Consider the following 11,184-nt stretch of genomic DNA (forward strand, 5'->3'; position numbering starts at 1 on the left):
ATCAATATTCTTTTTTTCATTGTTTTATGCAATTTTTGTTACTGAAGCTTGTAAGTTCCTCAAAAAAGTTTAAACACGTTTATCGAATAGTTTTATCAATGAGAGGTATATTATTCTTTCAGCTCTTCTTCTGTAAAAACGTCTTGATTCAAATAATATCTACCATCAGAATAAAGATAATATCTGCAATTTCTCCAAACAAGTTTATATTTATTGGGCTCTTTGCTAATAATATGTAATTCCCATCTGTCTGACCACTCTTTTAATAGGTATAAGAATTGCTTATCTTTTGAAAAACCTGTATCAGCTAATTTTTCATACGTATCTCTATCTACAATGTCCTTTATTTTTATTAATTTATCAGAGTTCATAACATAAAGTTCTGATATATATATTGGACGAGAATAGTAAAAAATTATATTATTAGTGCCTTGTATATACAAATTTCCTTGTTTATCTTCAAAAAGATTATCTTTTACTTGCTTATAAATTTCCGTTATCTTTATATATTGACAACCTTGACTGTCTATATATAAATCATTCTCAAAAAAATTATTACCTACTTTTTTTATATTTATATTTTTAGAGCAAGATATAAATATTAGTAATAAAAGAAAAAATATTATTCTTTTCATAGTTTTTTTTTATCTCTTTAACTTCCAAATAGTTGTACCATAATAGATATCTCCCCCCGCTGGTGCGAGCTTACAACTCGTACCCCAATATTACCAAACATTATATTTCCAAATCAAATTCTTCTAATAAATCGATATCTCCTAACATATTACATTCTCTTTCTACATCAGTATTATTAAACAAATACATATTATCTTCATATCTTGGTGTAGAAGCTGTTTAAACTTTTCCTTACAATAAAATAAAAGTTCCAAAAGATTAGTAATTTTGTGTTTAATAAAAAAGTTTAAACACATTTAACTTCATATTTTAATCTATTTGAATATTTTTTTCTTTTTATACCATTCTACAATAAACCAAATTACTGCAACTAAAAATAAAATGTGGTGGAGTGGTTCTAACATAGTTTCATAAATAGAGAACACCAATGCTATTTTTAAATCACTAATATTTGCAAACCCATCCATTCCAAAGTCGTGATGTAAAAATACATTTATGATAAACCCTAATAAGGTTACTATCCACCCAATAATAAAAAACCATTGCCATTTATTTTTTTTGATAAATCTTTTTACAATAAGAAAACTTATTAAATAGCAAATAAGAAAAAAAATCAAAAAAATAATAATCATAAACTTGTATTTTTTAATGCCTCTCTAATTTCTTCACCTGTAATTCTGCCTTCCTTTTACTCCCCCTCACACAAACTCCCTAATATCAAACTCCGTTTTACTTTCCACAATTTTAGGCAACGCCTTCTCCAAAAGTGTACTTACTTTAAGAGTCGCTTGGGGGTAAACCTTTTTAGGAGGTAACGCATTGTTATTTAATAGTTTACTAATCCAATCCTTTCTTCTTTATCTCTATAATTACTTCATCATTAGATAAATAAAATATAGTATCATTCTTTTTCTCTTTTATATAACTGATATATTTTTTATCGGAATATATAGTATCAATATCAAAGCTATTTAATAAGGCTACATCATTTTTTAGTTCTGACAATGTATATTTCAAAAAACCATTAGGTCTATTCCAAAAAACTTCTTTTAACTTTCCTTCCTTATCGTAGTGAGAAATGGTTTTTATATTTAACTTTCCGTAGCTATTTTCTATAAAACCCAAAGGATTATAAGAATACTCTTTACTTACTTTTTTTGTACAGATAATTTCAAACTCAGTTTTTTTAACACTACAATTTATAAGTAGAAAACTAATAAAAATACTTAATTTTATTTGGTATTTCATCCTTTTTTCTTTTTTCTATGATTACTCCCAATGTATCCTTTTCTGAATTATTGTCATTTATGGTATAATGGACAAAAAGGTTCATCTTTTACTTACTGTCTTTTGTAATTCTTTTTGTATAAGGAATATGACCATTAGGTAATCCTTTTTTCAAAAACTTTTATCCCTATACTACGTATCTACCCCTCAAATTTGCTAATTTTCTAATTCTCTAATTCCCCAATTTGCTAATTCTCTAATTCCCCAATTTGCTAATTCTCAAATTTTCTAATTCCCTAATTCCCAAACTGTCTCATTCCCAAATAACACGCCGCTACCCCTACTCCTACACTCCCTACTACGTAAAGCGCCGCTTTTAGCCATTCGTTTTGTTGCAATAGCTGTACAGTCTCAAACGAGAAGGTAGAGAAAGTAGTAAAGCCCCCTAAAACACCCGTCATCAGTAGCAAAGGCAATACAGGGTCTGTAGTGGCTTTGCTTTTGAAGTAGCCATACAATACCCCTATCAAAAAACAGCCCAGTATATTTATTAGCATAATACCTATGGGGAAAGCCCATAAGCGTCCTAACTTGCTAAGCCCTACCGAGAGTATATAGCGCAAGGCACCTCCTGCAAAGCTACCAACTCCTACTATTAGTATCTCTTTTGTCATTTTTTAGTGTTATATTGTCATAAATTGCTCATTCGTTGAGATTTTAACATTACATCTGAAATATTCCCCCTAGCTGCCAACTTGTAATGGGACGGTGTATATTTTCCCAAAAAGGAGCTAAATATTTATTATAAAAACATATTTTTTTCGAGTTATTTTCTTCAATACTAATTCTTAAAGCAGGAATAACTACCCAATGATTATGATATAGAAGCTGTTTAAACTTTTCCTACAATAAAATAAAAAGTTCCCGAAAATTAGTAATTTTGTGTTTGAAAAAAAAGAACACCAAAATTCAGGAACTTTGGGCAAAAGATACAATAAATAATTGGATTATTCTCTTTTTAAGTGTAGGAAAGTAAAAAAGAAAACTATATATGTCTTGCGTTCAAGTTCCTCAAAAAAGTTTAAACACATTTCTTGTAAAAGTTACAAAAAACTTGTGTATAAGTAAAAAATATTTTAGTTTTGTGGTGTTAAAAATAATAAATATGAAATACATTTTTATCGTAGAAAAAACCAATACAGGTTATTCAGCTTATGCTGTTGATGCTGCAGGTTGGTGGTGGAAACGTAATAACATAAATGAAGATACTGATAAAGATGATATAAAAAGAGTTACGCTAAAAGTGAATAAAATGTTTTTTATCATTATCACATTGATTTTGTTAAGTTGTGGTAACCAACAAGTTCAAAACAAAGAAGAAAAACGAGATTACCCTCTTATTGATTACCAGCGAGATTCTGTTTATTATTTGTTAGATGTAAGAGGTGATAGTGAAAAAGAAAAATTGTTAGTAACAAGAGAGGTTATGGTACAAGATTCTATTTTTGGAGGTGGCGAAAACAGAGAAAATTGGAGAAAAGCATGGAAATATGCTGACACATTATTTGATGAAAAAACTTATTTTCTTTATAAGGTTTATATTTATGAAAATGAAGATTATAAGAAAATAACAGAGTTAATATATAATATAGCTGACATAGCCTATCCTATATTAAGAGCAGGTGACTTTAGTAGTCATCATAAAGTTTTTTCTGAAATGAACCTTTGTAGAGGTTATGATACTCAGTATTTAAAAATAGTTTCTATAGATAATGATGATTTAAACGCCAAATGTATAAACTTATCGTATGTAGAAGGCAAATGGGTAAGGGTATCATCAGAACAACTGATTTATAGAGACCAAAAATCTATATATTGTATTGATACTACTGATTGTTATAATTACACAAATGAAAGGATTGAGTTTTCAAGGTTATATTATACTAATTGTATAGAAAAAGATAAATGAAAAATACATTTTTTATAAAGAAATGGGTAGTGTTTTAAAAAGTATGATATAGTTTTAGATGTATCTGTAATTGATATAAAAGAAAGCTAAAGCAAAGTCCTTTAGATGATTCACTAACTTCTTGGAAAAACAACAAGTCTTACGAAAAGATTGTTTTATCCTATGCGTAACGTACAGTTATCCTCCTCTATTCCAACGATATGTATTTTTATCCTCTATCAATTCACACTATAAATAACACTTAACAATTAAAATATTTTCATAATTAGATGATATATAAAAATAACATACCAAAAAATAGCTCTTATAATCCCCCAAAACCATCCATATTCAGGTATCCATATAATAGCACATATCACAGTAATAATCCAATATACTACTTTAACCGTTTGGCTTGGCCCTTCTCCTTCACCTGGAAACATTGCACTTCCCATAATGTATCCCTTTAATCAAGATGTTTGATAACACTAATGAACCATGACATAACACTGGCATTTACCATTTGAGCAGAACAAGACAATGCCTCTGAAAGCCCTGCTGAACTAGCTTTTCCAAAGTGATGCAGATCATCAGGGCATATAAATCTCATATCCTTTATATGTGCTTTTTTATGACATTTTCTACATTCTATGATGGCATTCTCATCAATGCACAAGATACCTCCACATGCTCCATGATGAGTCCAATATTGCCTTATTGTATTTCTTCCACTTGACACACATATAGGACAAGCTATATACAAATCTATTTTATAACTCATTTTTGTCTATTACTATATGAACTAAATTTATTAAATGCACTTTCTAAGTGCTCTTTCTTTATTTTGATTTCACTCACTACCTTTTTAATAGCTGTTTTACCATTGGGCTCTACGATCAGGTTATCCCTGATTGCATTCATAGAAGCCTCTCTATAAACACCTGCCATATCTGCTCCTGAGAAACCTTCCGCATTCTTGCAAAGTTCTTTTAAATATTCCTCAGTTATGCCTTCTTCTATACATTCATTTGATAACTTGCAGTACAACTTAAATATTTCATATCTTTTTTGGGCATTAGGTAGTGGTATTTCAAACTCTAAATCAAACCGCCCTGGTCTCCGCAATGCCTTATCTATAGCTCCCAAGCGGTTGGTTGCTCCAATAACCAAAATATTACTTTTCTTATCCTTCATTCCGTCCATTAAAGTCAATAGCGTAGTTACATATCTTACTTCATATCCTTCACTAGTATCAGACCTGTCTATTGCTATAGCATCCAACTCATCAATAAAAATAACCGCATTACCCGTCATTTCTGCATCTTCAAAAACTTTGCGCAGTTCTTTTTCCCCTACACTAACATATTTTGACATCAGCTCAGCGCCTTCTATCTGAAAGAATTTTCCTCCCAACGATTTAGCCAATTCCTTTGCTATTAATGTTTTACCATTTCCAGGAGGCCCATATAACAACAATCCCCTATAGGGTTTCATATCAAACTTTTCAAAAAGAGAAGGATAGTTCAAAGGTAATTGTATAATTTCTCTTAGGCGTACAAGTGTTTCGTTCAAACCACCTATCTTTTGAAATTCCAATACTTTTTGTCTCTTTTCAGGAAGCCCTTTTAGAATAAATTCTGTAGAAGAGTCTACCCTATAGAGATTTTCAAACAAGGATTCTCTTTCTGGCGATATTTTTTCTACTATTCCATTTACTTTACTCTTAGTCCTAGGCGAAAGGTTTACTTGTTTTCCTAACTCCACAAACTTATTTTTGTGAGGTAAAACTGACAATGCATGCTTTATTTCTTCTTCTGACCATAGTTCTACTTCTTTTTCAGGTAACTGTATCACTACTTTCTCTGCATAAGGAAGCTGTTCTATCTTAAAAGGAGTGATTTCTACTGATAATTTCTCATTATCCAAAAAATTTTTTCCTAGAAAATCTTTATGCAAATAAATATTCTCATCATCACCCTCTAAATCGTTTGCTAATCTATCTATTTGAGCATATATTACGAACCTACTCAAGAGTTCCTTACATTCCAGTTTTGCATAAAGCACATCATTAGAAGGCAGTTCTAAATTTTTGGCTAATATTTCATAATTTATATTAGAAATGAATACTCCTTGTGTTGTTCCTTTAAATCTTTCGCTCCCATTGGGGAGTTGTACTAATTTTACTTTCATATCATTATTTTCTATATTACCAGTCTTCTAAGTTTTCCAAAAACTTAATTAACCACTTTTGTCCAACTTCAGAAACCATCTGTCCTACACAAGATATTACTTCTGCTATACTGAGAGTACTACTATCAAGAGATATATAGTAACCATCTGAAGTAGAGTGAGTAGGACATTCCATTTTTACAGACTTCAATTTTCCTGTATGTTCACATTTATCACAATAGTAACAAGCATTGTCTCCTATATAGATAGTACCTCCACAATCATTATCTTTATGTAGCCATTGTGTTTGAGGTGTCATAATTCCTCTTTCTTTACAAACTGGACAAGTTACATATAACTCAAAATAAGTATAACCATCCTTTTCAAAACTTTGTAAACTCATTCTGTATTATTTTATTATTTTTCACAATTTTAAACACTATAGACAAAAGTATTGCTTTTTATATTCATTTTTCTAAAAGCTCTAAGAAAACTGTAATATAGTTGTTTTTAAGCAATACTTTTGTATATTACACTCAAAATTTTACCAATCTCCCAAGTTTTCCAAAAACTTAATTAACCATTTTTGTCCAACTTCAGAAACCATCTGTCCTGCACAAGATATTACTTCTGCTATTACAGCACTAGAACCGACTCCTATATATTCATCATCTGAGGTAGAATGAGAAGGACATTTGTATTTCCATTCCTTCACATGTGCTGTATGCCTACATTTTACACAACAATAATAGGCATTCTCCCCAACATAAATGATACCACCACAATTATCATTTGCATGTACCCAACCTGTCTGTGGAGTTGTAATTCCTCTTTCTCTACAAACTGGACAAGCTATATGTAACTCAAAGTAAATATAACCATTGGCTTCAAAACTTTGTAAACTCATTTTTTCTTGTTTTTAATTGTTAATATTTTATTCCTTTATTTTTTCTTCTATGCCCTCTTTGATTTCTTCTGTATTCTCTTTAATAAGGTTGGGCAGCAATTGCTGCACTGCTTTTTGGAGCAACAAAATAGGGGTTCTATCCTCAGGATATAGTAACTCAAATGATTTTAAAAGATGTTCATAACCTTTTTTAGCTTCCCCTCTAGTATGAGAGGTAAGGTCTACTTCTATATCTTCTGTTTCAAATTTTTGTAGTTCTTCGTTTACACGCTCCATTGCTTTTACATAAGCTAACCAGCCTTCTTCTACTGCTTTGCGCTTTTCTTCATCTGGCAAGCTATGTATATCGTTATTCAAGTCTCTTACATACTTGTATATCAACTCAGAAAGCTCTGTTGACTCTAGTGTCTTATCTGTTAAAGAAGCTAAAACAGGAGTCGCAAAACGTTCTATATCATTTGGTTGAAACGTTTCACGAAGACTATACCACTCCAAAATATCATTTAGGAAATACTTTGCCGAACTATCTACATAATCAGGAGCATCCTTGAAACGTCCTTGTTTTGAGAGCGCTATGATCTGAAGCTGCATCTCCCCATAATAACTATCTTTTGTGGGAATTACCTCTATATCATTGTGCTGATCACGATCTGTTTTCATAGCTGTATACTTCTCTATCTTAGTTCCTTCTTCTATAGATAAAAAAGTTTCCAATCTCTCTAAGGCTATGAGCAGCCTATGAAATGTATTATCTAAAAATTGAACTTCTACTGCTACTGCTTTTTGAATTGTTCTTTCTATTTGTTTTTCTTTCATTTTATTTTGTATTTAACTATTAACTTCTGTCTCTTTTTTTTCTCCATTTTCTTCTTTTTCAAAATCTTCTTTACTCTTTGCAAATTCTTTTTTGAGTTGTTTTAAATAGCGAATCAAATCCTCTCGGCTTACCAACTGCCCTAACATTGCCACTGCAAATGATAAATCTATTTCTTGATAGCTCTCATTGCTATCTTCTTCCAAAATCATAGAATGCTCCTGCTGATTTACTTTCCATTGTGTGATATGAGCTGATTTTTCTTGTTCTTTACTTGAAATAATCCAAGTATCTAGATCTAATTTTAACTCATCTGAAGAGTTTACCCCATAAATCCAAGTATACTTTTCAAGTGAGCCAGCCTCTTTCAAATTATTTAACTCCTGTGGCGCTGAAAAATTTAACACTAATTCCATAAGATTGTTTTTATATTAATATTACAATAAATTTTTAATTAAAACCTAACAATATAGATATTTCCTTCCCATCTTTATTGGTAAATCCTTCTGCAACAATTCGTTCCCCCATTGAACTAATGATTATTGTACAAAAGAGAATCCCTTTATTAAGAGTTACAGAGTTAATAGCATTTATAGGTATACGCTTTTCCTCTATTCCTATTATTTTATAGCGCTGGTAGAGGAGCATTCCTCCATTAATAATGAGTTTATCCCAAAAAGGCCACTTATTCTTAGGAATGAAATATCCTTTAAATTCTCTCATATATAAATCACTTTTCTTCCTTCTATTCTACCTTCATAGGCTTTCTTACCCTGCACATAGATAGAACCCTCCCCATTATCTTCTGTAAAATGAACTTCACCATCCTTGTCGGTGTATTTGTCTTGAGTCATTCCTCTAAAGAATCCACTAAAGACGACTCCTACTCTCTTGTAGTAAGCAGGCTTTCCTGTACTACTTTCTATTACTTGTACTGTAAACATATTTTTTAGTATTTAATAATTAGACAATCTTGTATTAAAACTTTTCCCTTCATTCAATATCTGTGGTGTTTGCTGTTCACGGCAGTATTGACAGTTACGAGTTCGTTGTGGTAGTACTTTCTTTATATAATCCACCAACTCTCAAAGTGAAATGATATGATTTACATCCCCTGCATCAGCATATCCTTTACCATCTAGTATTGCTTTAGCAAAAAATCCCATATTATTAACCATATCAACATAAGAGAACTCATTGTTACTAGAGCTCATCAGAATAGAGACATTAGGTAATTTTTTATTTCTGATATAATCATCCATTAGTTACTAATTTTGTTGAACTAACAGAAGACACTATAAAAAACAGTCCTAATAAAAAAACTGATAGTCTCGAAAAACACTTCATAGATTACCCTTTTACAAAATTAAACCCTCACTTAGATTTGATAAATATAAAAAGTCACTGCAAATATACGTCTTTTTCTTTAATCCCACAACTTTTTTACCAAATATTTTTTTAACCCTTATAAAAAACTAAGAAGAGACTATCCAAAAATCTTAAAATACTACTTTTCAAAATACAAAATTTATCTATATTGAGTATTTATAGATTCTGTTTTATTAACAATCCGTTATTTTTGTTTTGTTATAGGGCTAGATCCGTGATAGCAGAGTATGTGAGACTACTCTCCCCTTAAAAACATGATTTTTCGAACAGTCTCTTTGCTTTATTTATCTTTATATTAACTAGTTAGGTGTAATTCTAATAGCACAATAGTTCCTTTCATTAGTACCGCCTTGTGCTCTAGTAAGTAGGTATATAACCTTCCCTTGGGCGTCTATCTCTGTACTACTTAGGGTAATTGTCTCTGTAATTTCATATATCCCTGACTGATAAGGCTTTCCTTCTTCATCTATAGCCTTGTTGCAGAAATTATCATATTTGACAAAGAACCTTCCGCCTCGTGAGAATGTTCCTCCATCTGTTTTACGTACTCTGAGAGTTATACGGAGATTCCCCCCGTTATCCACTTGTATAGTTGTTGCAGCACCTGTGATTTTACCTATGACCGTTTCTTGACCTATTCTACAGGTTTCTGCCGAAAGATAAGGTACCCATTCTACATTTACGGAATAAGTTTGCTGTGGTTCAGGATCGGGTTCTGGGTCAGGTTTGGAATCGGGCTGAGGCGTTGGGTCAGGTGTGGGATCAGGCGTTGGCGCAGGATCTGGAGCTGGATCAGGCGCTGGCTTGGGATCAGGTATAGGATTAGGATCTGGCTTAGGTGCTTCGTCAAAAGGAGCATATTTATCATAAAGCCCATCTATGATAAAGGCCTCATCTATCATGCTTCCTATAAGAGCTGCATCTATCTCTATATAACCTGTACCTTTGTAACCACCTATACCCCAACTATTTAACACTTTTATCACTCCGTTTTCTCCTTTAGTAGCGTTATAGCCCACTACGACCATGGCATGCCTACCCAATATCTTATGATCTTCCGTATAATCACGCACGGTATAGATATACTCCCCTGCCTGCTTGAAAAGGCTCATAAAGGTAGCGGGTATATTAGCCCCTATAATGATAGGCATATCTTCATTAATAGCTGCTCTAAAGCTATAATAATCCAGCTTGATGGTAGCAAAAGAACGTATCTTGCTACGTGCCGCCATTGTATAGTGAGCCTTAGAGGGCTGGGTGTTACAACCACTTTCTGTATTATAAGGAAAGAGGGAAATAGGAGGTACTCCTTTGCTTTCTACTAGTGCAAGTGTGTGCCCTATGGTAGCCCCTCCCTTGAGGCAGTCCTTAGGATCCAATCGCGTCTGGTTAAAGAGATAGCTGGGAGAAAAGAAAAAATCAGCATCAGAGAAAGACATTCCTCGCTTATTAAAATTGATAGCGTAAGAAAGTACCGCTGAACAGGCAAAGGCAGGAGCACTGCCCATGTTTAACTGCCTATAATAAGGCATCGCACTTACATCCTGTGGGAAATTTAGCGCAAGAGAGAAAGGCAATTGGTTCCCTCTTTCAAAAAGATGTTCAGGGTAGGAAGCATTTGCCTTGCTATTGGTTATCAGTCCCATCGGATATTGTAGCGATTCAGGGACTACGGGCGTGTCCTCAGGCTTATCTTGCTTCTGACAAGAGAGAAACACCCCTATACTCATAAGAACTAAAAGTAGAAATCTTTTCATATATAAAAGTTTTGCTTTTACAAATTTATTTTTTTTACACTACAAAGTTAATAAAAAATTAAACATGGAAATGTTATTTTTCACCTCTTGACAGTTAAATAAAAGCTATTATTCTTACCGAAATTAGCTACATATCACAAGACACTAAAAATGTCACCGACAAGTTATCCTGTTGTGAAAAATCTTGCCCTATCACAAAAGAGTATTCCAGTTGATTACCGATCACCTTGGTTATTTCTTCGTTTATAACCGCTATTTCATCCAGTGTTACTGGCTGCTTATCATAGTTTAGAATTAAGAAGATCTGTCACGTCCTAAAAAAGGTTTACAGTTATCT

Annotated in this window: 15 protein-coding genes; 1 reads left to right on the forward strand and 14 read right to left on the reverse strand. The window is 32.3% G+C overall.

Features of this window, described 5'->3' with window-relative positions; all coding sequences use genetic code 11:
- Positions 1 to 110: 110 nt before the first annotated feature.
- The 4 genes from HMPREF9075_RS04180 to crcB all read right to left on the reverse strand — a co-directional run bounded on the left by HMPREF9075_RS04180 (position 111) and on the right by crcB (position 2,537).
- The gene (locus HMPREF9075_RS04180) at positions 111 to 635 is read right to left on the reverse strand and encodes a hypothetical protein (protein ID WP_009415263.1); all 525 of its coding nucleotides are present in this window, start codon (positions 633 to 635) and stop codon (positions 111 to 113) included.
- A 315-nt stretch (positions 636 to 950) separates the two neighbouring features.
- Positions 951 to 1,268 carry a hypothetical protein gene (locus tag HMPREF9075_RS04185; protein ID WP_009415264.1) on the reverse strand — a complete coding sequence of 106 codons (318 nt, stop codon included), beginning with the start codon at positions 1,266 to 1,268 and terminating at the stop codon, positions 951 to 953.
- A 205-nt stretch (positions 1,269 to 1,473) separates the two neighbouring features.
- Positions 1,474 to 1,884, reverse strand: coding sequence for a hypothetical protein (locus HMPREF9075_RS04190; RefSeq protein ID WP_009415265.1), 411 nt, complete (start codon positions 1,882 to 1,884; stop codon positions 1,474 to 1,476).
- Positions 1,885 to 2,159: 275 nt separating this feature from the next.
- Positions 2,160 to 2,537: a fluoride efflux transporter CrcB gene (crcB, locus tag HMPREF9075_RS04195; protein ID WP_009415266.1), complete on the reverse strand. Its 378-nt coding sequence runs from the start codon at positions 2,535 to 2,537 to the stop codon at positions 2,160 to 2,162.
- Positions 2,538 to 3,028: 491 nt separating this feature from the next.
- Between crcB and HMPREF9075_RS04200 the strand changes: the two genes are divergently transcribed.
- Positions 3,029 to 3,832, forward strand: a complete 804-nt coding sequence (locus HMPREF9075_RS04200) for a hypothetical protein (protein WP_062079402.1) — start codon at positions 3,029 to 3,031, stop codon at positions 3,830 to 3,832.
- A gap of 445 nt (positions 3,833 to 4,277) precedes the next feature.
- Here HMPREF9075_RS04200 and HMPREF9075_RS04210 read toward each other — a convergent pair whose 3' ends face one another.
- The 10 genes from HMPREF9075_RS04210 to HMPREF9075_RS12555 all read right to left on the reverse strand — a co-directional run bounded on the left by HMPREF9075_RS04210 (position 4,278) and on the right by HMPREF9075_RS12555 (position 10,847).
- Positions 4,278 to 4,592, reverse strand: coding sequence for a hypothetical protein (locus HMPREF9075_RS04210; RefSeq protein WP_009415269.1), 315 nt, complete (start codon positions 4,590 to 4,592; stop codon positions 4,278 to 4,280).
- On the reverse strand, positions 4,589 to 6,001 hold the full coding sequence (locus HMPREF9075_RS04215) for a 26S protease regulatory subunit (protein WP_009415270.1): 1,413 nt from the start codon (positions 5,999 to 6,001) through the stop codon (positions 4,589 to 4,591). The genes HMPREF9075_RS04210 and HMPREF9075_RS04215 overlap by 4 nt, the downstream gene beginning before the upstream one ends.
- A 16-nt stretch (positions 6,002 to 6,017) precedes the next feature.
- Positions 6,018 to 6,299, reverse strand: coding sequence for a hypothetical protein (locus HMPREF9075_RS04220; RefSeq protein WP_232305056.1), 282 nt, complete (start codon positions 6,297 to 6,299; stop codon positions 6,018 to 6,020).
- Positions 6,300 to 6,524: 225 nt separating this feature from the next.
- A complete protein-coding gene (locus HMPREF9075_RS04225; RefSeq protein ID WP_009415272.1) occupies positions 6,525 to 6,887 on the reverse strand; it encodes a hypothetical protein in 363 nt (120 codons plus the stop codon).
- Positions 6,888 to 6,914: 27 nt separating this feature from the next.
- Positions 6,915 to 7,703, reverse strand: a complete 789-nt coding sequence (locus tag HMPREF9075_RS04230) for a hypothetical protein (protein ID WP_009415273.1) — start codon at positions 7,701 to 7,703, stop codon at positions 6,915 to 6,917.
- 12 nt (positions 7,704 to 7,715) lie between these two features.
- A complete protein-coding gene (locus HMPREF9075_RS04235; RefSeq protein ID WP_009415274.1) occupies positions 7,716 to 8,117 on the reverse strand; it encodes a hypothetical protein in 402 nt (133 codons plus the stop codon).
- 34 nt (positions 8,118 to 8,151) lie between these two features.
- A complete protein-coding gene (locus HMPREF9075_RS04240) occupies positions 8,152 to 8,424 on the reverse strand; it encodes a hypothetical protein (RefSeq protein ID WP_009415275.1) in 273 nt (90 codons plus the stop codon).
- A complete protein-coding gene (locus HMPREF9075_RS04245) occupies positions 8,421 to 8,645 on the reverse strand; it encodes a hypothetical protein (protein ID WP_009415276.1) in 225 nt (74 codons plus the stop codon). Before HMPREF9075_RS04245 ends, HMPREF9075_RS04240 begins: the two co-directional genes overlap by 4 nt.
- 141 nt (positions 8,646 to 8,786) lie before the next feature.
- Positions 8,787 to 8,963, reverse strand: coding sequence for a hypothetical protein (locus HMPREF9075_RS13140; RefSeq protein WP_009415277.1), 177 nt, complete (start codon positions 8,961 to 8,963; stop codon positions 8,787 to 8,789).
- Between the two features lie 426 nt (positions 8,964 to 9,389).
- Entirely contained in the window at positions 9,390 to 10,847 is a 1,458-nt protein-coding gene (locus HMPREF9075_RS12555) for a C1 family peptidase (RefSeq protein WP_009415278.1), read from the reverse strand.
- Between the last annotated feature and the right edge of the window lie 337 nt (positions 10,848 to 11,184).

This window comes from Capnocytophaga sp. oral taxon 332 str. F0381 (assembly GCF_000318275.2).
Taxonomy (GTDB): domain Bacteria; phylum Bacteroidota; class Bacteroidia; order Flavobacteriales; family Flavobacteriaceae; genus Capnocytophaga; species Capnocytophaga bilenii.